Consider the following 25478-nt stretch of genomic DNA (forward strand, 5'->3'; position numbering starts at 1 on the left):
TCATCCGGCGTACGCCACCCAGCCCTTGAAGCTGAAGCCGGCATAGAACAGCTCCACGTCGTTGAAGCCGGCCTCCTGCAGCAGCGCGACTTCCTGCTCGGGCGCCAGCAGCGGCAGCCGCTCCGCAATTGCTTCGATCGCGCGCTGCGCCTCGGCGTGGGCAACCCCCGAGGCTTCGGCGAACGCCGCGTAGCGCTGCAACCAGCGCAGCTTGCCGGCCGGGTCTTGCGGCACGCTGTGGTGCGCCACCACCAGCGGCGCACCGGGTTGCAGGCGCCGGTGCAGTTCGCGCAGCGTGTGCAGGCGCTGCCCGGCATCGAGGAAGTGCAGGGTCAGCAGGCAGCTGGCACCGTCGAAGCGCGCATCGGGTGCATCGTCGATATAGCCTTCCAGCAGCTGCACGCGCGACATCAGCGGACCCAGTGTCTGCTCGGCCAGGGCCAGCATCGGCGCGGCCGGGTCGACCCCCAGCAGGTGCCAGCCCGGCTGCGCCTCGGCGAAGGCCTTCAGTTCCAACCCGCCACCGGCACCCAGCACCAGCACGCGGCCCTGAGCGGGAACACGTTCGGCCAGCAGCAGCCGGCTCATCTGCTGCAGGGCGAGGAAGCCGGGCACCTGGCGCAGCGGTGCTTCGGCATAGCGGGCCACCGCCTGCGGATCGGAGAACGTGGACATGCGCGGATTCCTGCAGCGGGGGACATACCACTGTAGCGCGGCGCGCAAGCGCCTTTGCGGCTGGATACTGCCGCCTGCGCGGGCCGGTTCACAACCAGCTCAGCGCAGTTCCCGCGCCAGTACCTGCCAGATCCTCGGGTCCTGGCACTGCGAAACGTTGAAACGTACATAGTCGGCCGCGCGCTGCGACTGACTGAACGCGTTGCCCGGTGCCAGCACGATGCCCTCGCGCAGGCATTGCCGGGCCAGTGCGGCGGCATCGCGGCCATCGGGCAGCTGGCACCACAGGAAGAGCCCGGCTTCCGGCTGCAGCCACGGCGTGATGCCCAGCGCCTGCAGCTTCCGCAGCGTGTGCCGGCGCGCATCGGCCAGCCGCGAACGCACCGACTGCATGTGGCGGCGGTAGCCGCTGTCGGTCAGCGCGATGTGCATCAACTGCATCGCCAGGTGACCGCCACCGAAGCTGGTGGCCAGCTTCAGGTCGGTCAGCGCCTCGATCCATTCGTGGCGGGCAGCGATGTAGCCGCAGCGCGATGCAGCCGACAGTGTTTTGGAGAAGCTGCCGACGTGGATCACCCGCGACAGTCCATCGAGCGCGGCCAGTCGCGGTGCAGGCTGCAGTTCAAAGTCGGCGAAGATGTCATCCTCAACGATGATCAGTTCGCTGCGTTCGGCCAGGCCCAGCAGGCGGTGTGCGGTGCTCGCGGAAAGCACCGCGCCGGTCGGGTTGTGCAGGCCGGAATTGGTGATGTACAGCCGCGGCGAATGCGCCTGCAGTGCCTGCGCGAACGCTTCCAGGTCCGGGCCGCTGTGCGTGTAGGGCACACCGATGGCCTGCACCTGGTGTGCCTTCAGCAACGCGTGGTAGTTGAAGTAGCTGGGGTCATCGACCAGCACGCAGTCGCCGGGCTTGAGCAGGAAACGACAGATCAGCTCGACCGCATGCGTGCCCGATTCGGTCAGCAGGATCTGTTCCATCGGCGCATCGATGCCCACTGCGGCCGAACGCCGTTGCAGCAACTGGCGCAGCGCAGGCAGGCCGAGCGGCCCGGCGTAGTCGACCAGTTGTGATGCATCGGCGCGCGCCAGCCGGCGCAGGCCACGACGCATGCCGTCGTGGTACAGCCAATCGCTGGGCATCCAGCCACAGCCCGGTTTGAGGTGACCGGCCGGTGTTTCCAGCGATTGCCGCGACACCCACAACGGGTCCACTGCGCGGTCCAGCCGCGGCTCCATCTCGGCCAGCGCCAGCGGTGCCGCCGGGCCACTGACGTAGAAGCCCGAACCTGCGCGAGCGCTGATCAGGCCTTCGGCGGCCAGGCGCTCGTAGGCCTCGACCACGGTGGAGACCGAAACCCCCATCGCCGCCGCCTGCGCACGTACCGAGGGCAGGCGGGAGCCGGGGCCATCCACTCGCGCACCGATGCGGGTGCGGACGGACTGGATGACCGATTCGATGCGGGTGGGCGAACGTGGCATGGCGGAACCGTAGTGGAAGTGTGGGCAGTACAGTTACTTGCGACTGTACTGGATTGTAGCTGGGGTCGTTCCGCGCTGGATGCTTCCATACAGGTCCAGCCGGGCATCGTCCGGCACCTTCAGGAGTACAGGCGTGGAACGGTCGGCGAGTGGTTGGATCAATGGCTTCATCGGCGTGGTGATTTTCGCGGGCTCGTTGCCGGCAACCCGTCTGGCAGTGCTGCAGCTGGACGCCGGGTTCGTCACCGCTGCACGTGCCACCATTGCCGCCGTGCTTGGCGTCAGCCTGTTGCTGCTGCTGCGCCAGCCGCGTCCGCAGCGCACCGATCTGGCGGGCCTGGCCGTGGTCAGTCTCGGCGTGGTGGTCGGTTTTCCACTGCTGACCGCACTGGCCCTTCGCCACGCTTCATCGGCACACACCATCGTGTTCCTCGGCCTGCTGCCACTGAGCACTGCTGTGTTCGGTGTACTGCGCGGTGGCGATCGGCCGCGCCCGGCGTTCTGGTTGTTCTCGCTGCTGGGCAGTGCCTGCGTGGTCGGCTATGCGGTACGCAACGGCATCGAGGCCTCGCTTCAGGCTGACCTGCTGATGCTGGCGGCGATCGTGGTGTGTGGGCTGGGCTATGCCGAAGGTGGTCGACTTGCCCGCCATCTCGGCGGTTGGCAGGTGATCAGCTGGGCGCTGCTGTTGGCGCTGCCAGTGATGTTGCCGTTGGCGGTGCTGATGCGGCCGGCGTCATTCGCGGCGGTCGGGGCATCCGCGTGGTGGGCGCTGGGCTATGTCGCTGTGTTCAGCATGCTGATCGGTTTCCTGTTCTGGTATCGCGGGCTGGCCCAGGGCGGGATTGCCGCAGTTGGCCAGCTGCAGCTGTTGCAACCGTTCTTCGGCCTGGCCCTGGCTGCGCTGCTGCTGCACGAGTCGGTCAGCCTCAGCATGGTGCTGGTGACCGTGGTCGCGGTGATCTGCGTGGCAGGCGCGCGCCGCTTCAGCTGCTGAGCGAAAAAGGGGACGGAGGGGATTAAGTCGTAATCGGCCCTACTGTGCCTGAAACGACTTAATCCCCTCCGTCCCCTTTTCGACGATAGCGTGCGCGTATCGTGGAGGGCGGTGAACGGTATTGGCTGCGGCCTGCGTGCTTGGTTGAAGCTGGGCGCATGAAGCCGATCTCGCGTATTTCCTTCGAAGGCCAGGTGGGCCTGGTGACCGGTGCCGCCGGTGGACTGGGCCTGGCCTACAGCCGCCTGCTGGCCGAGCGTGGCGCGCATGTGGTGATGCATGACGTCGGTGCCGGCACCGATGGTCGCGGTGTGGAACCGCAGCGCATCCAACGCAGTGTCGAAGCACTGCTGGCGCGGGGGCTATCGGTGCAGGCCGTCAGTGATCCCATCGACCATCGCGCCGGTTGCCGCGCGCTGGTGCAGAATCTGCTGCAGCAGCACGGCCGCATCGATTTCCTGATCCACAACGCCGGCTGGGTCGAGTACCAGATGCTGGAAGCGATCGAGGACAACGCGCTGGAGCAGATGCTGTCCCTGGCCGCGAAGACGCCGCTGTGGCTGGCGCAGGCGGCGTGGCCGGCAATGCGCGCGGCGGGCGGTGGGCGCATCGTCATCACCACCTCCGATCGCGCGCTGTATCCGCAGTACGCACAGCGCGGGCTGTCCGCTTACGCGATGGGCAAGTTGGCGGCGTTGGGCCTGGTCAATGTGCTGGCGCTGGAAGGCGCCGAGCATGGCATCGTGGTCAACGCGGTTTCGCCGGTGGCAAAGACGCGCATGTGGGGCATCGACGGCGAGCCCGACGAACTGCATCCGGACGCGGTCGCGCAGGGCGTGGCCTATCTGGCGTCCACGCGCTGCCAGGACGGCGGATGGGTGCTGCGCGCAAGCAATGGCCAGTTCCACGCACTGCGCCTGCAGGAGGCCGAGCATGTGGCGTATCCGCGGGATCTGCGCGCGGTCAGTGCCGACAGCATCGAGTCGGTGGCGCTGCAATGGCCAGCCATTGTCCGCGCCAGCGTGGACGCGCGCAGCTGAGGGCGTACCCTAGGCGGGTTCCCACTGCCTGCATCGAGATGATCGACCTGCGCCTGCTGCGCCAGTTCGTGGCCGTAGCCGAAGAGCTTCATTTCCACCGCGCCGCAGCCCGCCTGCACATGTCGCAGCCGCCGCTGACCGCGGCAGTACGACGCTTGGAAGACGAACTCGGAAGCGAGCTGATCGTGCGCGGCAACCGTACCCTGGGCCTGACCGTGGCCGGGCAGACGCTGCTGGTGGAGGCGCGGGCAACGCTGCAGCAGGCCGAGCAGGCATTGCAGCGCACGCGCGAAGCCGCCGCCGGGCAGTCTGGCAGCCTGCGCGTGGGTTATGTGGGCAGTGCGCTGTATGGCCGGTTGCCGGGCCTGATCCGCCGCTTCCGCCAGCAGTACCCGCAGGTGCAGCTGCATCTGCAGGAAGCGACCTCGCGTCAGCAGCAGCTGTGGCTGCGTGAGCAGCGCATCGATGTCGGCGTGTTGATCCCACCGATTCTCGCCGCCGAGCTGGTGCTGTACGGCTTCGACCACGACCGCCTGGCGATTGCGCTGCCGCGTGCACATGCGCTGGCCAACGCGCCGGAGGTCAGTGTGGCGATGCTCGCCGATGAGCCGTTCGTTTCATGGCCGGCGGGCGAGGGCATCGGCTTTCATGCGCAGGTGCTGGGCCTGTGCACCGCAGCAGGATTCACCCCGCGCGTGGTGCAGGAAGCGCAGGGCATGCACGCGGTGCTGTCGCTGGTGGCGGTGGACGCCGGCGTGGCGATCGTGCCGGCCAGCATGGCCAGTTTCCGTTCGCAGGAAATCGTCTATCGCCTGTTGGCCGATGACGCAGCGCGCTTCGCGCTGCAGTTCTGCGCGCGCCCGGAAGCTCCGTCGCCAGTGCTGCGCAATTTCCTGGACGCCGCGACCGCGAGCTGATCCGGTGGATCAGCTGGGCCTGAGCACTACGGAGCAGATGCGCAACGGCGTCGTCGATGACGCCTGCGGGCGTATGCCAGGCCACCGTGGCGGGACCTGACCGCCGCATGCGCTGTGCTGTTGCACCTGCTGCTGCGGCGGCCAGCGTTGGCCGTGATCAGAACCGATAGCTGATGGTGCCGGTCACCACGCGCGGGTAGCCGGCGAAGCAGTCGCCAAAAGTGCGGCACGGCGCGTAGTAGCGCTTGCCGGTGAGGTTGGTGATGTTCAACGCCATCGTCCAGTCGGTCACCTGCACTTCCAGCAATGCATCGGCCAGCGTGTAGCTGGGCGTGACGATGCGCCCGCCATTGCCCAGCGACACCGTGTTGCCGACATGGCGCACGCCCAGGCCCAGGCGCAGGCGTGCGGCATCGTCCAGCTGGAAGCCCTTCGAAACCCAGGCCGAGGCCAGGTCCTGCGGGGTGTCGTTGAGGCGCTGGCCCACTTCCAGTGCGAAGTTGCTGCGGCTGACCTCAGCCTCGTTGCGCGCAACGGCAGCGGTGATTGTGAGGTCGTTGGCGAACTGGAACTGCCCTTCCAGCTCCACGCCCTTGGAGCGGATCTGCCCGGTCTGCACCACGTTCAATACGTTGTCCGGGTCGTTGGTCTGCCGGTTGGTTTCGGTGATGCGGTACGCCGCCAGCGTCAGCAGCAGGCTGCGCGCCGGTTGCCACTTGATGCCGGCCTCGGACTGGCGGCCGCGCATCGGCTTGAAGGCGCTGCCGAACAGATCCTGGCCGGATACCGGCAGGAACGATTCGCTGTAGCTCAGGTAGGGCGAAACGCCTGCACCCAGTTCGCCGATCAGCCCGGCGCGGTAGGTGGTGGCATTGTCGGTCTGGCTGGGCTGGCCTTCGGTCTTCGAGCGTGCATGGTCGCGGCGCGCGCCCAGCACCAGCGAGATGCGGTCGGCCCAGCGGATCTGGTCTTGCACATAGACACCCAGCTGGGTGGAGGTCTGGTCCGGCTGACGATCCCAGCCACGCACGATCGGTGCGACCGATACCGGGGTGTAGATGTCGATCGGCGTGCCGGTGGCGTCCAGCCGCTGCAGCTGCTCCTTGTATTGGCTGTAGTCCACGCCGGCCAGCAGCAGATGCTGGAAGGCACCGGTGGCGAAGTCGAACTGCAGCGCATTGTCGGCGCTGAAGATCTGCACGTCGGGGCGGGTGCCATAGGCCGTGCGGTTGACCACGCGCCGATCGGCGTCGATGAAGGGATCGGCCGGATTGCTGTAGCTGTCCACGTACATCTGCTGCAGAGTGGTCCTGCCATCGATGTAACGCACTGCCGAGCGCAGGCTGAGCGTGTCGTTGAAGCTGTGGTCGAACAGCGCTGTCAGGCTGTACACACGCGAGTCGATGCGGTCGAAGCCGGGATCGCCTATGAAGGTGGACGGGTCGAGGCGGCGTCCGGGCGGGGCCAGCAGGGTCGCAGCCAGCGGCAGGAACTGCTGGCTGGAGCCGGTCTTGTCGCGCTGGTAGCTGGCCAGCAGGGTCAACGTACTGCTTTCGCCACGCCAGCTGATCGACGGTGCCAGATAGACGCGGTCATCCTTCAATACATCGGTCTGCATGTTCGATTCGCGCACCAGCCCGACGAAGCGGCCAGCAAGCGTACCGGCATCGTTCAATGCGCCGCCGATGTCACCCTGCAGCTGCCTGCGGTCGAAACTGCCGAGCTGCACGCCGACCTCGCCGTTGAGGGCACCGAAGGTCGGGCGCTTGCTCATCGCATTGATGATGCCGCCGGTGGCGCCGGCACCGTACAGCACCGAGGACGGGCCGCGCAGCACCTCCACCCGCTCCAGGCCATAGATCTCAGGGCGGGCGAGGGGGCTGAAACCGTAGCTGCGGCGCAGGCCATCCTGGTACTGCACCGGGTCCAGCCCGCGCACCGAGGTCGCATCGTTGCGGGTATCCAGCCCCCACGCATCGGCGGTGACGCCGGCGCTGTAGCGCAGCACTTCCTGCAGATTGTGCGCGCCGCGATCGGTGAACAGCTGCTGGGTGACCACGCTGATCGCCTGCGGCGTCTCGGTCAGGGCGGTGTCGGTCTTGGTCGCGGTGCTGGCCCGCTCGGCCACCACCGTCACCTTGTCCAGGGTGCGCGCCGCCGGGTTGTCCTGGGCCTGGGCGAGGGCCGAGGCCAGCAGGGTGGGCAGGGCGAGCGTGTACAGCAGCGGACGCGACGGCAGGGCGGGCATCGGGAATGATCCGGGAAGGGCGGTGACGGCGGATTATCCGGATGCTCGCCCTCAAATACAAATGATTCCCAAATGCGATTGAGGCGCCCGGGCCAGACCTCAGGGCAGGCCGTCCGTTGCGCCGCGGATGCTCATCCAGGCGCCGCCGCCGGGGGCGCTGCCAGCACGGACGCGGAAGCCGTGCAGTCCGGCAATGGCGGCCACGATCGACAGGCCCAGGCCAAATCCCGGTCCCTGGCCGGCACTGCTGCTGCCGCGGAAAAAGCGCTGGTAGATCAGCGTGCGGTCCTGTGGCGGAATGCCCGGCCCGTTGTCGATCACATCGATCCTCGGGGCGCCGTGATCATCGACCGCACGCAGCAGGATGCGGCCCTGCGCCGGCGTGAACTGCAGGGCGTTGGACAGCAGGTTGGCCAGCGCTTCGAACAGCAGTTCGCGGTCGCCACGAAGTTGCCCGAGCTTCGGGTCCACCTGCAGTTCCAGCAACTGTTGCTTCTCTTCGGCCAGCGGCAGGTAGAACTGGTGAAGTTCCTGCAGCAGATCGGCGATGTCGACCGCGTCGAAGGCCGAACGCCGCTGGTGGCTCTCCAGCTCGGATACCCGCAGCAGCGCGGCGAAGCGCGCCATCAGCAGGTCAGTCTCGGTCAGCGCCTTGTCCAGTGGATCGGCATGCGGGTTCAGTTCGTCCAGGCCCACGCGCATGCGGTACAGATGCGCGCGCAGGCGGGTCAGCGGGGTGCGCAGATCGTGGGCGATGCTGTCGCAGACTCCTTTGACTTCGGTCATCAGCTGTTCGATGCGTTCCAGCATGGCATTGACGATGCTCGACAGCCGATCGATCTCGTCGCGACGGCTGGAGACCGGCAGGCGCTGGCCGAGGTCGCCGGCAACAATTCGGTTGGTGGCCGCTTCGATCTGCTGGATACGTTTCAACGGGCGCCGACGCAGCAGATGCCAGCCCACCAACCCGGGGATGACGGTCAGCGACACACCCCACAGCAGTGCATCGAGGATGATGCTGTTGACCGCCATGAGCTTGCCATTCTGGCGTACGAATACCAGCGTGCGGCCATCGCGGGTTACTACGCCCAGCGCACTGCCACCGTTGTCGTGGCGGCCATCGGCCAGTGTCCAACCGTCCACCGGATGCGAGTTGCCATCCAGCTGCAGTCCCGCGGGGATCGCTGTCAGCGGGCCTGCCATCGGCATGCCGGCCTTGTCGAACAACCCATAGGTATAGACCTGGTGCAGATCGAAGCGCTGGCTGTCGCGCAATGCTTCATCCAGTGCCGGCCCGTCGAAGCTCATGAACAGGTGGGCGCGCTGCTGCAGGCCCGATTCGGTCAGGTCACTGAGGTAGTCCGAGATGCGCCAGTACATCACGCCCAGCAGCAGGCTCGACCACGCCACGAACAGGATGCAGTACAGGCCCAGCAGCCTGCTGCTGGAGGAACGCCAGTGGTCAGGATTGCGCGTCGAAGACATAGCCGGTTCCACGGACGGTCATGATCGGCTGCGGCCGGCCGGGTTGTTCGATGCGTTTGCGCACGCGACCGATATGCACGTCGATCAGGTTGGTACCCGGATCGAAGTGGTAGCCCCAGACTTCCTGGAACAGCATGCTGCGGGTGACTACCTGGCCGGCGTTGCGCACCAGGAATTCGAGCAGCTTGAACTCGGTCGGCAACAGCGCGATTTCATGCCCGCCGCGTCGCGCCGAACGGGTCATCAGGTCCAGTTCCAGGTCACCGGCGCGCAGCACGTTGTCGATGGCGCCAGTCGGGCCCTGGCGCCGGATCAGCACTTCCACGCGTGCAGCCATCTCATCGGAGGCGAAGGGCTTGGTCAGGTAGTCGTCGCCACCGGCGCGCAGGCCACGCACGCGTTCATCCACGTCCGACAGCGCACTGATCATCAGTACCGGCGTGGTGATGCCTTCACGGCGCAGCGTGGTGACCAGGGCCAGCCCGTCGATGCCGGGCAGCATGCGGTCCAGGGTGATCACCGCGTAGTCGCCTGCACGTGCCAGCGCCAGGCCGTTGCTGCCGTCGCTGGCCAGGTCCACGTCGAAGCCGTGGCTGCGCAGTTCGGTGGCGATCTCCTCGGCGGTGACAAGATCGTCCTCGATGGTGAGTACGCGCGGCATGGGCCAGTGTGCAGAGTGGGACAGGGGCATCCTCGCAATCGTGGGCAGCGACTGCAAATGAAAAATGTTTCATGCGCGATTTAGCAGGATCGTGCCGCCACGTCTTCTATATTCGGCGCCGAACGCTCCCCCACGCGTGGAACCCTGCAGCCGATGATCCTTCCGAACCCCTCCCGTCCGTACCGTGCCTGGCGGCTGCCGCGAACCGCGGGCCTGCCGCTGCTGGCGCTTGCCCTGGCGGGCCTGCTCAGCGCCTGCGGCAAGGACGCGCCCAAGCCCGGCGCCGCGGCACCGGAGGTGACCGTGCTGACCCTGCGCAGCCAGCCGCTGGCACTGCAGCAGGAACTACCCGGGCGCAGCGTCGCCTCGCAGGAATCGGACGTGCGCCCGCAGGTCGATGGCGTGCTGGTGAAGCGGTTGTTCGAGCAGGGCCAGTGGGTGAAGGCCGGGCAGCCGCTGTTCCAGATCGAACCGGCGCTGTACCAGGCGGCGCTGAACGAGGCGCAGGCCAACCTGAAAACTGCCGAGGCCGCTGCGGTGACCGCGCGCCTGCGGGCGCAGCGCATGCAGGCGCTGGGCAAGGACCAGCTGGCCGCGCGCCAGGACGTGGACGATGCGATCGCCAGCGACCAGCAGGCTGCCGCCGCGGCGCAGGCCGCACAGGCCGCGCGTGACACGGCCAGCACACGGCTGGGGTTTGCCACGGTGACCTCGCCGATCGCCGGGCGCATCGGCCGCGCGCTGTTCACGCCGGGTGCACTGGTTACCTCCGGCCAAGCCGATCCACTGGCACGGGTGCAGCAGATGGACCCGATGAACGTGGACATCACCCAGTCCAGCAATGAGTATTTGGCACTGCGCCGCGCCATCGCCGACGGTGGCGTGCAGGCCGATACTGCGCCGGTGCGGCTGCGCCTGTCCGATGGCACCGACTACCCGCTGCCCGGCACGCTGGAATTCGCCGACGTGGACGTGCAGCAGGAAACCGGCAGCATCACCCTGCGGGCGCGTTTCCCCAACCCGGATGGGCAGCTGCTGCCGGGCATGTATGTGCGCGCATTGGTGGGGCAGGGGACCCGCCAGCAGGCGCTGCTGGTGCCACAGGCCGCGGTCGATCGCAGCCCCAAGGGCGAGGCGCAGGCGTGGCTGGTGGACAAGGACGGCAAGGCGCGGCTGCGCCTGTTCCGCACCGCGCGTGCGGTGGGCGATCAGTGGCTGGTGCTCGATGGCCTGGCCGCCGGTGAGCAGGTGGTGGTAGCCGGCGCGCAGGGCCTGGCCGATGGCATGACGGTACGGGTGAAGCCTGCACCGGCACCGGCCGGGAAGGACTGAGCAGATGCTGCCGCGCTTCTTCATCCATCGCCCGGTATTCGCCTGGGTCCTGGCGATCTGCATCATGGCCTTCGGCACCATAGCGGTGACCCAGCTGCCGGTGGAGCAGTACCCGGACATCGCACCACCGCAGGTCAACATCACCGCGAACTACACCGGTGCCTCGGCGCAGACGGTGGAAGACAGCGTCACCCAGGTAATCGAACAGCAGATCAAGGGCATCGATCACCTGTTGTATTTCTCATCGACCAGTTCGTCATCGGGGCAGGCGCGCATCACGGTCACCTTCGACCAGAGCGCCAACCCGGATATTGCCCAGGTGCAGGTGCAGAATAGTGTCAACCAGGCCATCAACCGGCTGCCGCAGGAAGTGCAGCAGCAGGGCGTGACGGTGGCCAAGTCGCAGGGCGATTCGCTGATGGTGGTCTCGCTGTACGACACCAGCCGGCGCATGGAACGGGTGGATGTTTCCGATTTCCTGGTCAGCAACGTGCAGGACCCGATCAGCCGCATTCCCGGCGTTGGCGAGATCAACGTGTTCGGCTCGGCCTATGCGATGCGGGTGTGGTTGGACCCGCACAAGCTGCGCGCCTATGACCTGATGCCCTCGGACGTGCGCGCTGCGATCCAGGCGCAGAACACGCAGGTGACGGCGGGTGAGCTGGGCGCGATGCCGTCCAGCCCGACGCAGAGCCTCAACGCCACGGTCACCGCTCAGTCGCGCCTGCAGACGCCCGAACAGTTCCGCGCGATCATCCTGCGCACCCTGCCCAATGGTGCGGCGGTGTTGCTGGGCGACGTCGCACGGGTCGAGATCGGCGCGGAGAACTACCAGACCAGCAGCTATCTCAATGGCTATCCAGCGGCCGGCTTCTCGGTAACCCTGGCCTCGGGTGCCAACGCATTGGCTACTGCCGATGCAGTGCGCGCGGAGATCGAACGGCTGCGGCCGACTTTCCCGCCGGGGTTGCAGGTGGCCTACCCGCGTGACAGCACGCCGTTCGTGCGGGTCTCGATCGAGGGGGTCATCCATACCCTCATCGAAGCCATCGTTCTGGTAGTGGTGGTGATGTTCCTGTTCCTGCAGAACCTGCGCGCCACGCTGATTCCGGCGATCACGGTGCCTGTGGTGCTGCTGGGCACCTTCGGCGTGCTGGCCGTTGCCGGATTCACCATCAACACACTGACCCTGTTCGCGATGGTGCTGGCGATCGGCCTGCTGGTCGACGATGCGATCGTGGTGGTGGAGAACGTGGAGCGCATCATCCACGACGAGCATCTGCCGCCGCGCGAAGCGACCGAAAAATCGATGGGCGAGATCACCGGCGCGTTGATCGGCATCACCGTGGTGCTGGGCGCGGTGTTCCTGCCGATGGCGCTGTTCGGTGGTTCCACCGGCATCATCTACCGGCAGTTCTCGATCACGATTGCGTCTGCCATGGCATTGTCGGCGCTGGTGGCGCTGACGCTGACCCCGGCGCTGTGCGCGACCCTGCTCAAGCCGTCTTCGGCGCAGAAACCGCAGGGCCGCTTCTTCCGGGCGTTCAACCGGGGCGTCGAGCGCAGCCAGTTGGCCTACCAGGGAAAGCTCGGTGGCGTCGTTACCCGGCCGCGGCGTTGGATGGCGTTCTACCTGCTGCTGGTGGTCGCCATGGTCGCGCTGTACGCGCGGATGCCCACCGGCTTCCTGCCGGTGGAAGACCAGGGCCAGGTAACCTTCCAGTTCTCCACGCCGGAAGGCACGCCGATGGCGCGTACCGAAGCATTGGGCGAGCAGATCAGCCGCTACTTCATGGAGCACGAGAAGCAGAACCTGGATGTGGTGTTCGTGGTGGTCGGCCGCAACAATGCCGGCACCGGCCAGAACGCCGGGCAGGGCTTTCTCGCACTGAAACCCTGGGATGAGCGCACGGGCGACAACACCGCTGCGGCGATCATCACGCGAGCCAATGCCTACTTCCGCCGCTTGCCGGATGCCAAGGTCAATGTACTGGCACCGCCGGCGGTGCGTGGACTGGGCCAGTCCAGCGGCTTCGAACTGTGGCTGCAGGACACCAGCGCGGCCGGGCGCGTGGCCCTGCAGGCGGCGCAGGAACAGGTGGTGCGTGCGGCCGGCGAAGACGACGGGCTCACCTCGGTGCGCCTGAACGGTCTGGGCGACAAGGCCGAGCTGCGGCTGGACATCGACCATGCCCAGGCCAGCGCACTGGGCCTGGCCCAGGCCGACATCAATTCCACGCTGTCGGCGGCCTGGGGCGGCAGTTACATCAACGATTTCCTCGACCGTGGCCGGGTCAAGCGGGTCTACATGCAGGGCGACCAGCCCTACCGCAGCGTGCCCGACGACATCGGCCAGTGGTATGTGCGCGGTGGCAACGGCCAGATGGCGTCGTTTGCCAGTTTCGCCAGCAGCCACTGGGCGCGCGGGCCGCAACTGCAGCAGCGCTTCAACGGCCTGCCGGCGATGCAGATCCAGGGCAGCGCTGCCGAAGGCCGCAGCTCGGGCGAGGCGATGCAGCGCATGCAGGCGCTGGTTGCCGATCAACCCGGGTTCGACCTGCAGTGGAGTGGCCTGTCCTACCAGGAACAACTGGCCAGCAACCAGACGTTGTGGCTGTACATCGCCTCCATTGCCTTCATCTTCCTGTGCCTGGCAGCGCTCTATGAGAGCTGGACGGTGCCGGTGGCAGTGGTGCTGGTGATCCCATTGGGCGTGATTGGTACGGTGCTGGCGACCACCGCGGCCGGGTTCGTCAACGACATCTACTTCCAGGTGGGGCTGCTGACCACCATCGGCCTGTCGGCCAAGAACGCGATCCTGATCGTGGAGTTTGCCGAGGCCCGCTATCGTGCCGGCAGTTCAGCGGTGGAAGCGGCCCTGCAGGGCGCACGCCTGCGCCTGCGCCCGATCGTGATGACGTCGTTGGCCTTCGTGGCCGGTGTGATCCCGTTGGCGTTGGCCACCGGCGCGGGCGCGGTCAGCCGCCGTGAAATCGGCATGAGCGTGATCGGCGGCATGGTCTCCGGTACGGTGCTGGCGGTGGTGCTGGTGCCGCTGTTCTTCGTGCTGGTGCGCCGCCTGGGCCCGTCACGGCCGCAGGACTGAGGGGGGGGGGCGCGGCTGTCATCTGGCTGCCGCAGCACCCTCACCCGTTCTTTGCCCAGGTGCCGCTAGCGTAGGTCGTCCCCGTCCCCCACGGAGACCTGCCATGTGGCTGCTCGATCATCTCTGGCCCGGCCGCAGACCTGTTCCTCCCCCGGTCGGCACCGAACCGCAGGCGACGCCCCGCCGGCCCTGGCTGAAGCGTCCGGTGCGGGCAGGCCGCAGCGGCATGGCCCCCTGGCAGAAGGTTGCCGCACCGCCACGGCGCACGCGCCACTAACCGGTGCGGTCGGCGGGATGGTTGACCCCATCGTTGACCGGGATCACACCCAGCGCGAACGGGTCGATGCCTTCCAGGCAGGCCACGTTGTAGCCGTACTGTTCCGGGTTGGAGCGGCGCCGGTGATGGGTGTAGATGCCGCACACGCCACAGAAATAGTGCTCGGCCACATGGGTGTTGAACTGGTACCGCTGCAGGTGGTTCTGCCCGCGCACCACCTGCAGGCCCGCGCGGCTGACGCTGGCGGCAATGGCCCCCCGGCGCCGGCACATAGAGCAGTCGCAGCGGCGGGGTTCGACAATACCGTCCGGCAGGTCCAGCAGCAGTTCGACCGTGCCGCAGTGGCAGGTGGCTCGGTGCCGGGGTTGGACCGGAACGCCGGCCACGGAAGTGATGCCCATCGTTGCTCCTGTGAAGTGAACCTGGCCGCACGGGCCGCCGCCGACGGTGCGCCGCCCAGCCTGAACGGTCCGTAGATGCCACGGTGAACCCGCTTGTGGCTAACTATGCGGCTTCGAGACCGCGACAGGATGCCAGTGAACGCCGCAGGACGTTGGACGACAGGGAGTGCCATGGCGCTGGCGGCGCTGTGGGTGAGCGGGCTGCTGGCCTACCAGCTGCCGGGGCCGGGTTGGCTGGCCACCGGCGTGGCCGTGCTGTGGCTGCTGGTGGCGCTGTGGGCGTCGTGGCGGGTCGCGCGGGGACGTGCCTCCCGCCGCCTCGGCACGGCCTTCGGTGTGGCACTGGCGTTGGCCGGCCTGTGGTGGCTGCTGCTGACCCCGCGCCAGGACCGCGTATGGGCCGACGACGTGGCCCAGCGCCTGCACGTGGTGTCCTTCGACGGGCGCCATGTGGTGCTGGACAACGTGCGCGACTTCAGCTGGCGCAGCGAAACCGACTACGACGCGCACTGGGTGCGCCGCGAATACGACCTGGACCAGCTGCGCTCGGCTGACCTGGTGCTGTCGTACTGGATGGGCCCGGCGATCGCCCACACGCTGATCTCGTTCGGTTTCGAGGATGGTCGCCACGTGGTGTTCTCGCTGGAGATCCGCAAGGAGCGCGGTGAGTCGTTCTCCGCGCTTGGCGGCTTCTTCCGCAAGTTCGAGATGACCCTGGTGGCTTCGGAGGAGACCGACATCATCCGCACCCGCACCAACGCGCGTGGCGAAGATGTCTACCTGTACCGCCTGCATGGCATGGACCGCGCGCAGCTGAAGGAACTGTTCGCCGCGTACATCGAACAGGCGCGTGAACTGGATGCCAAGCCGGGCTTCTACAACACGCTGACCAGCAACTGCACGACCATCGTCTTCGACCTGGCCCGCCACATCGCGCCGCGCCTGCCGTTGGACTACCGCCTGCTGCTGTCCGGTTACCTGGCCGAGTACGCGCAGGAGGTCGGTGCGCTCACGCCGGGCGTGCCGTACACCGAGCTGCACGACAAGGGCCGCATCACCCAGCGCGCATTGGACCTGGGTGATGGCGAGCATTTCTCCACCGTGATCCGCCAGGGCGTGCCCGGCACCGAGCAGGACCCGCAGTAATGACCCAACTCTTTCTGACCCGCTGGCAGCGCCTGCTGCCGGTGTTGTTCGCCGCCTTCCTGCTGCTGGGCAGCAGCGGCTGCGCGATGGTCACCGTCAAGCAGGTCAAATCCAGTGATTCACTGGTCAACAAGCGCGCGGATGTGCTCAACACCGGCAAGCTCAGCCCCGCTGCACGCGAGACGCTGAGCGCGGCGGGGCTGGACGAATCACAGTGCGACAAGGACTTCCTGGTCTGCCGCAGCACGCTGCTGATGACCGACGACCTCAATGTCGAACAACGCCTGTCGGCGCTGTCCGAGTTGTGGGTGAAGGCCGCGCTGGCGCTGACGCCGAAGAAGACCGCTGCCGGTGATCCGCCGATGAGCGATGCGGCGCTGGATGCGTGGCTGGAGGCGGCGCGCTATGCGTACGCGTACCTGTTCTACAGCGGCCGTTCGCCGTCCGACCGTGCGTTCGAGGACCGGCAGACGCAGGTGCGCGACTACTACAACTACGCGGCCGAGAAGGCGGCGGTGGTGCTGTTCGTGCGCGCACGCGCCGCTGCGCTGGCCGGCGAGGACTATACGAAGCCGCTCACGGTCGGTAGCTGGTCGCTGGCCTCCAACTACCAGCAGCTGGGCCTGAAGAGCATTCCGGCGCAGCTGGTGCCGGCGGGAACGGTCAGCTTCGTCGGCCTGCGCAGCACCTATCGCCGCGATGGCTTCGGTGCCGAGCTGGTGATGGTGATGGACCCGCCGAAACTGGTCGCGCCAGTGATCGCGCCGGACGGCCCGAAGGCTGAAACCGCGCAGGACGACGAGGACGACGAGCGTCGTGGCCGCCGCCACCGCCATGACGATTCGGTGCCCGAGTTCAGTGAGATGTCCTCGATCAACGTCACCGCACTGCTGCGGTTCGAGGGCAGCAGCCTGGAAGACGTGATGCGCACGCGCCGGGTCGAGCTGGATGCCTATTCGCCGGAAGCGACCGAGCGCATCACTCTGCACGGTGAGCAGGTACCGCTGGCCGGCAACTTCACTGCCGCCTACGGCCTGTGGCTGGCGCAGAGTGGCTTCGCCCGGCAGTCGCTGCGTACCCTGTTCGGTATGAGCGAGGGCATCGGCGAGCCGCACATCTACCTGATGCAGCCGTGGGACCCGAACCGCCGCATCATCTTCATGCTGCACGGCCTGGCCAGCAGCCCGGAAGCGTGGGTGAACCTGGCCAACGAGATCATGGGTGACCCCGAGCTGCGCCAGCAGTTCCAGGTGTGGCAGGTCTATTACCCGACCAATGCGCCGATCGCGCTGAACCGCTACGAGATCGCCAATGCATTCAACGACACGCTGAAGCATTTCGATCCCAACGGCAGCACGCGTGCGTCGAAGGACATGGTCTACATCGGTCACAGCATGGGCGGCGTGCTGGCGCGCCTGCTGGTGAGCGATTCCGGCGATGTACTGTGGAACGACCTGCTGGCCAACTACGACCTGAAGGGGGAACGGCTGAAGCGGGTGCAGAACAAGCTGGGTCCGCTGCTGCATTTCAAGGCACAGCCGAACGTGGAGCGTGCGATCTTCATCGCCGCGCCGCACCAGGGCACCGACATTGCCGGCAACAAGGTCGGTCGCCTGATTGGTCGCTTGGTACGCCTGCCGCTGACCATTCTCGGCAAGTTCGAGGACGTGTTCATGGCACTGGCACAGGCCGAACAGCAGGTCGATGGCACCGCCAAGCCGAAGATCCCGAACAGCATCGACAACCTCAAGGCCAGCGATCCGTTCGTGAAGGCCGCCGCACAGCTGCCGATTGAGGCGGGCCTGAAGTACCACTCGATCATCGCCCAGCGCAAGCCGGAGCTGCCGGTGGAAAAATCCGATGATGGGCTGGTGCCGTACTGGAGCGCACATCTGCCGGGCGCGCTGTCGGAGAAGGTGATCATCTCCGGCCACAGCGTGCAGGAAACCCCGCAGGCGGTGCTGGAGGTGAGGCGCATCCTGCACCGGGATATCGATGACATGGGGACCGGCAGCCGGTAGTGCCGGCCGCTGGCCGGCAATCCCGCAATGCGGCGGTGCTACACCCGCCGCGCGATTACCGTGGCCAGCAGTGCCAGGCCGAAGGTGATTGCCAGGCACAGGAAGTAGCCGGTGTGTGGTGCGGTTTCCACGAACAACGCGAACAGAGCACCGGACACCGCCAGTGCGGTGGTCACCGACAACGCTTCGCTCAGCTGCAGCGCCGAGGTGTTGGCGCCCTGCTCATGCGGCGCCGACAGCGAAAGCGTCAGCACCGACAGGCTGGCGTAGATCATGCCCATGCCGAAGCCGGTCATGGCCCAGCCGACCAGTGCCACCGGCAGCGGCACTGCGTTGAACAGCACGGCCAGTGTGGCGGCGATACCGATCGTCATCAGCGGTGTGCCAACGCGCAGCAGCTGCTGGCGTGACCAGCCGCGCTGCTGGTGGCCCTGCAGCCATGAACCGGCGAACCAGCCCAGTGCACCAAGACTGAGCACGGCACCGGCCCAGCTGGGCGAGAGCCCGCGTTCGCGCTGCAACAGCAGTGGCAGGTAGGCCTCACAGGCGAAGAATGCGGCCGCCGCGATGCCGCGCAGGGCGATCACGCTGGGCAGTCCGCGGCGCAGCAGCAACGTGCCGGCTGGCAACAGGCGGTGCACGCAGAACAGCAGCGCAAGCATGGCCACGCCGATGCAGAGCAGCGCAGGCAGGCCCTGCTGCTGGCCGCCGAAGTAGAGCAGCAGCGCCGCCAGCGAGGCGCCGCTGGCCCAGCGCACCACGTTGCCGCGACCATCGTCGCTGCTGGCAGCATGAGTGGGCTGCATGCGTGCGAGCGCCGGGCGCAGCAGCAGCGCGGCCGGGACCGCCAGCAGTGGTACGGCCAGGAACACCCAGCGCCAGCCGAGATGCTGCACGATCAGCCCGCTCAGCGCGGGACCGATCATCGACGGCACCACCCAGCCGGCGGAGAACGCGGCGAATACCTTCGGGCGCAGGTGTTCGGGATAGCTGCGGCCAACCATCACGTACAGCGAGACCGAGATCGCGCCTGCGCCCAGGCCCTGTAGCAGGCGCCCGGCCACCAGCATGCCCATGCGCATGGCGAAGCCGGCCAGCAGCAGGCCCAGCACGAAGCAGCCCAGGCCATACCACAGCGGCCGAGCTGGTCCCTGGCGGTCGGCCCAGCGTCCGGCCAGGGTCATGCCGATGACACTGGTGGCCAGGGTGCCGCCAAAGGCCAGCGCATACAGGCGCAGGCCATCCAGCGCCTCGGCCACGGTCGGCATGGCGGCCGCCACCGCCAGGGCCTCGAAGGCATGCAGCGCCACCAGTGCCACCATGCCGATGGTGGTGGCGCGATAGTGGGGAGACAGGATCGACGTATCAGCCGGCGCACGGGCGTCGGCGGGCGAAAGAGTGGGGGACATACGAGTCAGATGCGGGCCGCGCTTGTCAACTGGCGGCGAAGATAGCAGCATGCCACCTCAACTGTAGTTTAGGTCAAGCAATGGTTTCCCAGGAACTCAGCGTTGGCGAAGTCTCCCAGCGCAGTGGCGTGGCGGTTTCCGCGCTGCATTTCTACGAGCGCAAGGGGCTGATCAGCAGCCTGCGCACCTCGGGCAACCAGCGGCGCTACAGCCGTGACGTGCTGCGACGGTTGGCCGTGATCCGCGTCGCGCAACGGGTGGGCATGCCACTGGAAGCTGTCGGCCGTGCCTTCGAAAGCCTGCCCGAGGGCCGCGCGCCGACCAAGGCCGACTGGGCCAAGCTGTCCGCGCGCTGGCGCACCGAGCTGGAGGAGCGCATCCACATGCTGGAACTGCTGCGCGATGAACTGACCGGCTGCATCGGCTGCGGCTGCCTGTCGCTGCAGCGCTGCCGCCTGGCCAACCCCGAAGACGTCCTCGGCGAACGCGGCGACGGCCCGATGCGCTGGGAGTGACCCGCGAAAAGGGGACGGAGGAGATTATGTCGTTTGTGCATTAACGACTTAATCCCCTCCGTCCCCTTTTTTCTTACCAGACCGTGATCGTCTCGCCGCTCTGGATGCCTTCCACCGCGCGCTGGAAGGCCAGCGCCGCGCGCTGCGCGCTCACCGCTTCGAAGCCTGGGAAATAGGGGCCGTAAGCCGCCATCGATTCGATCAGCACGTTCGGGCTGACCACGTTGATGCGCAGGCCACGCGGCAGCAGCTCCAACGCGGCGGCACGCACGAAGCCTTCCAGCGCGGCATTCACCGAGGTGGCGTTGACGCCATCGCGGATCGGCTGTGCGCTGACGATGCCGCTGGTCAGGGTGATCGAGCCGCCGGCGTTGAGGTGGTGCTGGGCGACCAGTGCCAGCCGCACCTGGCCCAGCAGCTTGTCCTGCAGGCCGAGGTTGAACTGCTCGGGTGTCATGTCCTTCAGCGGACCGAAGTGCAGCTTGCCAGCGGTGGAGATCACTGCATCGACCGGACCGATGCGCGAGAACAGTTCGGCGACGCTGGCGTCGTCGGTCAGGTCGACGCGCAGCTCACCGCTGTTGCGGCCGGCGGCGAGGATCTGATGCTGCTGGCCGAGCTGGTGGGCGACTGCCTGGCCGAGGGTGCCGCTGGCACCGACGAGGAGGATCTTCATGGCCGTTCCTTGCGAGAGGGGGGAATGGGCGCAGTCTGCGCCCTCACAGTGGGGTTAGGTAAGCGGCGTATGCTTCGCAGATTCCTAACTCTGGATTAGCAATGGATACCCTTCGCTGCATGCAGGCCTTCGTCGCCGTGGCCGAGTGCGGAAGCTTTGCAGGAGCCGCCGAACAGCTGCAGGTGTCGGCGGTGATGGTCGGCAAGTACATCCAGCAGCTGGAGGCGCACCTGGGGACCGCGCTGCTGCAGCGGAACACCCGTCGCCAGCGCCTGACCGAAGCCGGCAGCGCCTACCTGGCCGGGTGCCGGCAGGTGCTGGAGCAGGTGCAGCAGGCGGAGGCGGACGTGGCCGGCCTGCAGGTACAACCCCGCGGACTGCTGCGGGTCAGCGCGCCAACCACCTGGGGCAGCTGCGTGCTGGCGCCACAACTGGCCGGCCTGCTGCGCGCGCAGCCGCAGTTGAACATCGAGCTGGACCTGAGCAACCGCCGCGTGGACCTGATCGAGGATGGCTTCGACGTGGCAATCCGCGTTGGGCCGCTGCCGTCACAGGAAGTGGTGGCGCGGCCGTTGCCACCGTACGCGATGAGCCTGTGCGCGGCACCGTCCTATCTGCGCCGGCGTGGCACACCGCGCACCCCTGGGGATCTGGCCGGGCATGACTGCCTGAGCCATCTGGCCTGGCGCGGTGGCCATGGCTGGCAGCTGGCCAACGGTGAACAGGTGGATTGGGAGGCGCGGCTGACCTGCAATGATGGTGTTGCACTGCGCGAGGCCGCCGTGACCGGCGCAGGGCTGGTGCTGCAACCGACCGCGCTGCTGGCCGGCGAGATTGCGGCAGGGCGGTTGAAGCCCCTGCTGCGCGACTACCTGCCGGAACCGCGACCGATGCACCTGATCTACCTGCCGGATCGACGGCCGCGTCCGCGCCTGCAGTGCTTCGTCGATTTCGTCATGGCCACATTGGGGCAGTGAGCATCCACGCCACGCGCGGATGACGGTAGGTGCCGACCGTTGGTCGGCACACATCGGGATCAATCATTCGCCGCAGACAGTTCCTGCCCACGTACCTGCGCGGCGCGCAGCGCCGTGTCCACCAGCGCCTCGAAACCACCGGCCTGGAAGCTCTCGATCGCGGCCTGGGTGGTGCCGTTCGGCGAGGTCACGCGACGGCGGAGCTCGGCCGGGCTTTCACCGGCCTCATCAAGCATGCGCGAGGCTCCCAGCAGGGTCTGCACCACCAGCGCACGCGCAGCGTCGGCCGGCAGGCCCTGGGCGATGCCCGCCGCTTCCATCGCTTCTGCCAGCAGGAATACGTAGGCGGGGCCGCTGCCGGACACCGCAGTGACCGAATCCATCAGCGACTCGCTGTCGATCCACACCGTGCGCCCGGCACTGGCCAGCACCTGTTCGGCGCGCGCGTGCTGCTGTGCATCCACCGATGGCGTGGCATACAGGCCGGTCACGCCGGCGCCGAGCAGGGCCGGGGTGTTCGGCATCGCGCGCACCACCGGCAGATTGCCGCCCAGCCAGCGTTCCAGCTGCGCGCTGGTGATGCCGGCGGCGATCGACACCACCAGTGGCCGGTTCGCCTGCGCCAGCGCCTGCAGCGACTGGCACACATCGCGCAGCACCTGCGGCTTCACCGCCAGCAGCCAGGTGCGGCCGTGCGCGGCGGCATCGGCGGCGTTGTCGTGCACCTGCACGCCGAAGTCGGCAGCCAGTGACTCGCGCAGTGCGGCCACCGGTTCGGCCACGTGGATGTGCGCGGCAGGCACGCCCTGGCGGATCAGACCGGCGATCAGGCTGCGGGCCATGTTGCCGCCGCCGATGAAGGTGATGGAATCAGCTGCCATGGAAGTCTCCTTGGAAAATCAGGCCGGGCCCGGGCGGGCGCCGAACAGGGCGGTGCCGATGCGCACCAGGGTGGCACCCTCGGCGATGGCTTCGGCGTAGTCGCTGCTCATGCCCATCGACAGCGTGTCGATCCGCGCGTGCTGGGCAGCCAGCGACTGGAAAAGTGTGCGCATGCGCACGAATGCATCCCGACGGCGCTCCGCTTCCGGCCACGGTGCGGGAATCGCCATCAGGCCACGCAGGCGCAGGCTGGGTTCGGCGGCAATCGCGGCGGCCAGTGCATCCACTTCTTCCGGTGCACAGCCATGCTTGCTGGATTCATCGTCGATGTTGACCTGGATCAGTATGTTCAGCGGGCCACGCGCGGCCGGGCGATGGCGTGCCAGCGCGGTCACCAGCTTGGGACGGTCCACGCTCTGCACCCAGTCGAAATGGCTGGCCACGGCATCGGCCTTGTTCGACTGCAGGTGGCCGATCAGGTGCCATTCCAGCGCCAGGTGCTGCAGCGCCTGCATCTTGGCCAGTGCTTCCTGCACGTAGTTCTCGCCGAAGGCGTGCTGGCCCTGTGCGGCCAGCGCGGCCACGGCCTCGGCCGGCTGGGTCTTGGACACCGCCAGCAGGCGTGGGTCGGGCCTGCCAGCGGCCTCGGCGGCGGCGTGCAGGTTGCTCAGGATCTGGGGCAGGGGAGTGGCCACGTAACGCGTTCCGTTGAATCAGGAGGCTATACTGCCGCCCGGGGAAAGATCCTTCCAGTCGAAGCCGTTATTGGGGAGTAGCCGCTCATGGATATCGCCGAGCTGTTGGCGTTTTCCGTAAAGAACAAAGCGTCCGACCTGCACCTGTCCGCAGGCCTGCCGCCGATGATCCGCGTGGACGGCGACGTGCGCCGGATCAACATCCCAGCCTTGGACCACAAGCAGGTCCACGCGCTGGTGTACGACATCATGTCCGACAAGCAACGCCGCGATTACGAGGAATTCCTCGAAGTGGACTTCTCCTTCGAGATCCCGTCGCTGGCGCGCTTCCGTGTCAACGCGTTCAACCAGAACCGCGGCGCCGGTGCGGTGTTCCGTACCATTCCGTCCGAGGTGCTCACCCTCGAGGACCTGGCCTGCCCGCCGCTGTTCCGCGAAGTGATCCAGCAGCCGCAGGGCCTGATCCTGGTGACCGGTCCGACCGGTTCGGGCAAGTCGACCACGCTGGCGGCGATGATCGACTACATCAACAAAAACGAATACGGCCACATCCTCACCGTCGAGGATCCGATCGAATTCGTGCACACCTCGCAGAAGTGCCTGATCAACCAGCGCGAAGTGCACCGCGATACGCATGGCTTCAACGAAGCGCTGCGCTCGGCACTGCGTGAAGACCCGGACATCATCCTGGTCGGCGAACTGCGCGACCTGGAAACCATCCGCCTGGCATTGACCGCCGCGGAAACCGGCCACCTGGTGTTCGGCACCCTGCACACCAGTTCGGCGGCCAAGACCATCGACCGTATCATCGACGTGTTCCCGGCCGGCGAAAAGCCGATGGTGCGTTCGATGCTGTCCGAATCGCTGCGTGCGGTGATCTCGCAGGCGCTGCTGAAGAAGGTCGGTGGTGGTCGTACCGCTGCGTGGGAAATCATGGTCGGCACCCCGGCCATCCGCAACCTGATCCGCGAGGACAAGGTGGCGCAGATGTACTCGGCCATCCAGACCGGCCAGCAGTACGGCATGATGACCCTGGACCAGCACCTGCAGGACCTGGTCAAGCGCAGCCTGATCACCCGCAACCAGGCCCGCGACTACGCCAAGGACAAGCGCCTGTTCGAGTAAGGCGGGGCCGCAACGGGACGGCGTGCGCCAGTGCGCCGCCGTTTCCGCGCCGTTTCCGCCTCCGACCGTTTCCTGGTACATGCCCCATTGGGAGCCCGCCGTGAACACCACCGCGACCACCATCGATTTCACTTCGTTCCTCAAGCTGATGGCGCACCAGCGCGCCTCGGACCTGTTCATCACCGCGGGCATGCCGCCGGCGATGAAGGTCAACGGCAAGATTTCGCCGATCACGCAGACACCACTGACCCCGCAGCAGAGCCGCGACCTGGTCCTGAACGTGATGACCCCGGCGCAGCGCGAGGAATTCGAGAAGACCCACGAGTGCAACTTCGCCATCGGCCTGTCCGGCGTCGGCCGCTTCCGCGTGAGCTGCTTCTACCAGCGCAACCAGGTCGGCATGGTGCTGCGTCGCATCGAGACGCGCATTCCGACCGTGGAAGAGCTGAGCCTGCCGCCGATCATCAAGACGCTGGCGATGACCAAGCGCGGCATCATCCTGTTCGTCGGTGCCACCGGTACCGGTAAATCGACCTCGCTGGCGGCGATGATCGGTTACCGCAACCAGAACTCGACCGGCCACATCATCACCATCGAAGACCCGATCGAATTCGTGCACAAGCACGAGGGCTGCATCATCACCCAGCGCGAGGTCGGCATCGATACCGACAGCTGGGAAGCCGCGCTGAAGAACACCCTGCGCCAGGCGCCGGACGTGATCATGATCGGCGAGGTGCGTACCCGCGAAGGCATGGACCACGCCATCGCGTTTGCCGAAACCGGCCACCTGGTGCTGTGCACCCTGCATGCCAACAACGCCAACCAGGCGATGGACCGCATCGTCAACTTCTTCCCGGAAGACCGCCGCAACCAGCTGCTGATGGACCTGTCGCTGAACCTCAAGGGCGTGGTCGCGCAGCAGCTGGTGCCGTCGCCCGATGGCCGCTCGCGCAAGGTGGCGATGGAGATCCTGCTGGGCACGCCGCTGGTGCAGGACTACATCCGCGACGGCGAGATCCACAAGCTGAAGGAAGTGATGAAGGATTCGGTCCAGCTGGGTATGAAGACCTTCGACCAGAGTCTGTTCGAGCTGTACCAGGCGGGCGAGATCAGCTACGAGGACGCGCTGCGCTACGCCGATTCGCAGAACGAGGTGCGCCTGCGCATCAAGCTCAGCCAGGGCGGCGACGCCCGCACCCTGTCGCAGGGGCTGGATGGCGTGGAGATTTCCGAGATCCGGTGACCTGGGGGTTCCGTAGAGTCGAGCCTGCTCGACTGTTCTTGTCGAGTCGAGCAAGCTTGTATGTTCCTCCCGGCTCCTACGCGGTATGTAGGAGCCAGGGTGGAGGGACCGTCAAGCATGCATCTGCGGATACTAGCCGACAGACGAGTCGAGCGATCCCCATCCCGCACA

21 protein-coding genes are annotated in these 25478 nt (G+C 67.0%); 11 read left to right on the forward strand and 10 right to left on the reverse strand.

The features are described from left to right. Positions 1-675: a class I SAM-dependent methyltransferase gene (locus AC5O77_RS14350; protein ID WP_478058242.1), complete on the reverse strand. Its 675-nt coding sequence runs from the start codon at positions 673-675 to the stop codon at positions 1-3. Between the two features lie 99 nt (positions 676-774). Beyond that, a complete protein-coding gene (locus AC5O77_RS14355) occupies positions 775-2154 on the reverse strand; it encodes an aminotransferase-like domain-containing protein (RefSeq protein ID WP_478058243.1) in 1380 nt (459 codons plus the stop codon). A 133-nt stretch (positions 2155-2287) separates the two neighbouring features. Between AC5O77_RS14355 and AC5O77_RS14360 the strand changes: the two genes are divergently transcribed. The 3 genes from AC5O77_RS14360 (at position 2288) to AC5O77_RS14370 (ending at position 5108) form a co-directional block, all read left to right on the forward strand. Then, positions 2288-3151 (forward strand): DMT family transporter, encoded by an 864-nt coding sequence (locus AC5O77_RS14360; protein WP_478058244.1) that lies wholly within the window; start codon positions 2288-2290, stop codon positions 3149-3151. Between the two features lie 158 nt (positions 3152-3309). After that, complete coding sequence (locus AC5O77_RS14365; protein ID WP_478058245.1) at positions 3310-4191, forward strand: SDR family NAD(P)-dependent oxidoreductase; 882 nt, start codon at positions 3310-3312, stop codon at positions 4189-4191. A 38-nt stretch (positions 4192-4229) separates the two neighbouring features. Beyond that, complete coding sequence (locus AC5O77_RS14370; RefSeq protein WP_478058246.1) at positions 4230-5108, forward strand: LysR family transcriptional regulator; 879 nt, start codon at positions 4230-4232, stop codon at positions 5106-5108. A 157-nt stretch (positions 5109-5265) separates the two neighbouring features. On the opposite strand, the gene AC5O77_RS14375 is transcribed toward AC5O77_RS14370, so the two are convergent. The 3 genes from AC5O77_RS14375 to AC5O77_RS14385 form a co-directional block, all read right to left on the reverse strand. Continuing rightward, entirely contained in the window at positions 5266-7356 is a 2091-nt protein-coding gene (locus AC5O77_RS14375) for a TonB-dependent siderophore receptor (protein ID WP_478058247.1), read from the reverse strand. 99 nt (positions 7357-7455) lie between these two features. After that, positions 7456-8841, reverse strand: coding sequence for a sensor histidine kinase (locus tag AC5O77_RS14380; protein ID WP_478058248.1), 1386 nt, complete (start codon positions 8839-8841; stop codon positions 7456-7458). Further along, positions 8819-9502: a response regulator transcription factor gene (locus AC5O77_RS14385; protein WP_032969121.1), complete on the reverse strand. Its 684-nt coding sequence runs from the start codon at positions 9500-9502 to the stop codon at positions 8819-8821. The genes AC5O77_RS14380 and AC5O77_RS14385 overlap by 23 nt, the downstream gene beginning before the upstream one ends. Before the next feature lie 153 nt (positions 9503-9655). Here AC5O77_RS14385 and AC5O77_RS14390 point away from each other — a divergent pair, with 153 nt between their 5' ends. Together AC5O77_RS14390 and AC5O77_RS14395 are read left to right on the forward strand one after the other, a co-directional pair. Continuing rightward, positions 9656-10834 carry an efflux RND transporter periplasmic adaptor subunit gene (locus tag AC5O77_RS14390; protein ID WP_478058249.1) on the forward strand — a complete coding sequence of 393 codons (1179 nt, stop codon included), beginning with the start codon at positions 9656-9658 and terminating at the stop codon, positions 10832-10834. A 4-nt stretch (positions 10835-10838) separates the two neighbouring features. Then, a complete protein-coding gene (locus AC5O77_RS14395; protein ID WP_478058250.1) occupies positions 10839-13940 on the forward strand; it encodes an efflux RND transporter permease subunit in 3102 nt (1033 codons plus the stop codon). Positions 13941-14213: 273 nt separating this feature from the next. Here AC5O77_RS14395 and AC5O77_RS14400 read toward each other — a convergent pair whose 3' ends face one another. Next, entirely contained in the window at positions 14214-14618 is a 405-nt protein-coding gene (locus AC5O77_RS14400; protein ID WP_049421554.1) for a GFA family protein, read from the reverse strand. A 171-nt stretch (positions 14619-14789) separates the two neighbouring features. Between AC5O77_RS14400 and AC5O77_RS14405 the strand changes: the two genes are divergently transcribed. After that, complete coding sequence (locus AC5O77_RS14405; protein ID WP_423174384.1) at positions 14790-15764, forward strand: Lnb N-terminal periplasmic domain-containing protein; 975 nt, start codon at positions 14790-14792, stop codon at positions 15762-15764. After that, a complete protein-coding gene (locus AC5O77_RS14410) occupies positions 15764-17785 on the forward strand; it encodes an esterase/lipase family protein (protein ID WP_478058251.1) in 2022 nt (673 codons plus the stop codon). The genes AC5O77_RS14405 and AC5O77_RS14410 overlap by 1 nt, the downstream gene beginning before the upstream one ends. A 38-nt stretch (positions 17786-17823) precedes the next feature. Here the strand turns inward: AC5O77_RS14410 and AC5O77_RS14415 are convergent, their stop codons facing one another. Next, positions 17824-19245 (reverse strand): MFS transporter, encoded by a 1422-nt coding sequence (locus tag AC5O77_RS14415; protein WP_478058252.1) that lies wholly within the window; start codon positions 19243-19245, stop codon positions 17824-17826. A gap of 29 nt (positions 19246-19274) precedes the next feature. On the opposite strand from AC5O77_RS14415, the gene soxR reads away from it, so the two are divergent. Then, positions 19275-19709 (forward strand): redox-sensitive transcriptional activator SoxR, encoded by a 435-nt coding sequence (gene soxR, locus AC5O77_RS14420; RefSeq protein ID WP_032127734.1) that lies wholly within the window; start codon positions 19275-19277, stop codon positions 19707-19709. A gap of 73 nt (positions 19710-19782) precedes the next feature. Here the strand turns inward: soxR and AC5O77_RS14425 are convergent, their stop codons facing one another. Beyond that, entirely contained in the window at positions 19783-20385 is a 603-nt protein-coding gene (locus tag AC5O77_RS14425; protein WP_478058253.1) for a short chain dehydrogenase, read from the reverse strand. A gap of 101 nt (positions 20386-20486) precedes the next feature. Between AC5O77_RS14425 and AC5O77_RS14430 the strand changes: the two genes are divergently transcribed. Beyond that, complete coding sequence (locus AC5O77_RS14430) at positions 20487-21362, forward strand: LysR family transcriptional regulator (RefSeq protein WP_293794981.1); 876 nt, start codon at positions 20487-20489, stop codon at positions 21360-21362. A 59-nt stretch (positions 21363-21421) separates the two neighbouring features. On the opposite strand, the gene proC is transcribed toward AC5O77_RS14430, so the two are convergent. After that, entirely contained in the window at positions 21422-22243 is an 822-nt protein-coding gene (gene proC / locus AC5O77_RS14435; protein WP_049400673.1) for a pyrroline-5-carboxylate reductase, read from the reverse strand. A gap of 18 nt (positions 22244-22261) precedes the next feature. Then, the gene (locus AC5O77_RS14440; protein WP_478058254.1) at positions 22262-22939 is read right to left on the reverse strand and encodes a YggS family pyridoxal phosphate-dependent enzyme; all 678 of its coding nucleotides are present in this window, start codon (positions 22937-22939) and stop codon (positions 22262-22264) included. A gap of 87 nt (positions 22940-23026) precedes the next feature. Here AC5O77_RS14440 and AC5O77_RS14445 point away from each other — a divergent pair, with 87 nt between their 5' ends. Both AC5O77_RS14445 and AC5O77_RS14450 read left to right on the forward strand, forming a co-directional pair. Further along, complete coding sequence (locus AC5O77_RS14445; protein WP_006422551.1) at positions 23027-24064, forward strand: type IV pilus twitching motility protein PilT; 1038 nt, start codon at positions 23027-23029, stop codon at positions 24062-24064. Between the two features lie 79 nt (positions 24065-24143). Further along, positions 24144-25307, forward strand: a complete 1164-nt coding sequence (locus AC5O77_RS14450; protein WP_049400675.1) for a PilT/PilU family type 4a pilus ATPase — start codon at positions 24144-24146, stop codon at positions 25305-25307. The last annotated feature ends 171 nt before the right edge of the window (positions 25308-25478 follow it).

The organism is Stenotrophomonas sp. INTA L402-1 (genome assembly GCF_059295135.1).

Coding starts and splice junctions, on each gene's coding strand:
- AC5O77_RS14350 (WP_478058242.1), bottom strand. CDS start 675: ATGTCCACGTTCTCCGATCCGCAGGCGGTGGCCCGCTATGCCGAAGCA.
- AC5O77_RS14355 (WP_478058243.1), bottom strand. CDS start 2,154: ATGCCACGTTCGCCCACCCGCATCGAATCGGTCATCCAGTCCGTCCGC.
- AC5O77_RS14365 (WP_478058245.1), top strand. CDS start 3,310: ATGAAGCCGATCTCGCGTATTTCCTTCGAAGGCCAGGTGGGCCTGGTG.
- AC5O77_RS14370 (WP_478058246.1), top strand. CDS start 4,230: ATGATCGACCTGCGCCTGCTGCGCCAGTTCGTGGCCGTAGCCGAAGAG.
- AC5O77_RS14375 (WP_478058247.1), bottom strand. CDS start 7,356: ATGCCCGCCCTGCCGTCGCGTCCGCTGCTGTACACGCTCGCCCTGCCC.
- AC5O77_RS14380 (WP_478058248.1), bottom strand. CDS start 8,841: ATGTCTTCGACGCGCAATCCTGACCACTGGCGTTCCTCCAGCAGCAGG.
- AC5O77_RS14385 (WP_032969121.1), bottom strand. CDS start 9,502: ATGCCGCGCGTACTCACCATCGAGGACGATCTTGTCACCGCCGAGGAG.
- AC5O77_RS14390 (WP_478058249.1), top strand. CDS start 9,656: ATGATCCTTCCGAACCCCTCCCGTCCGTACCGTGCCTGGCGGCTGCCG.
- AC5O77_RS14395 (WP_478058250.1), top strand. CDS start 10,839: ATGCTGCCGCGCTTCTTCATCCATCGCCCGGTATTCGCCTGGGTCCTG.
- AC5O77_RS14400 (WP_049421554.1), bottom strand. CDS start 14,618: ATGGGCATCACTTCCGTGGCCGGCGTTCCGGTCCAACCCCGGCACCGA.
- AC5O77_RS14405 (WP_423174384.1), top strand. CDS start 14,790: ATGGCGCTGGCGGCGCTGTGGGTGAGCGGGCTGCTGGCCTACCAGCTG.
- AC5O77_RS14410 (WP_478058251.1), top strand. CDS start 15,764: ATGACCCAACTCTTTCTGACCCGCTGGCAGCGCCTGCTGCCGGTGTTG.
- AC5O77_RS14415 (WP_478058252.1), bottom strand. CDS start 19,245: ATGCTGCTATCTTCGCCGCCAGTTGACAAGCGCGGCCCGCATCTGACT.
- soxR (WP_032127734.1), top strand. CDS start 19,275: ATGGTTTCCCAGGAACTCAGCGTTGGCGAAGTCTCCCAGCGCAGTGGC.
- AC5O77_RS14425 (WP_478058253.1), bottom strand. CDS start 20,385: ATGAAGATCCTCCTCGTCGGTGCCAGCGGCACCCTCGGCCAGGCAGTC.
- AC5O77_RS14430 (WP_293794981.1), top strand. CDS start 20,487: ATGGATACCCTTCGCTGCATGCAGGCCTTCGTCGCCGTGGCCGAGTGC.
- proC (WP_049400673.1), bottom strand. CDS start 22,243: ATGGCAGCTGATTCCATCACCTTCATCGGCGGCGGCAACATGGCCCGC.
- AC5O77_RS14445 (WP_006422551.1), top strand. CDS start 23,027: ATGGATATCGCCGAGCTGTTGGCGTTTTCCGTAAAGAACAAAGCGTCC.
- AC5O77_RS14450 (WP_049400675.1), top strand. CDS start 24,144: ATGCCCCATTGGGAGCCCGCCGTGAACACCACCGCGACCACCATCGAT.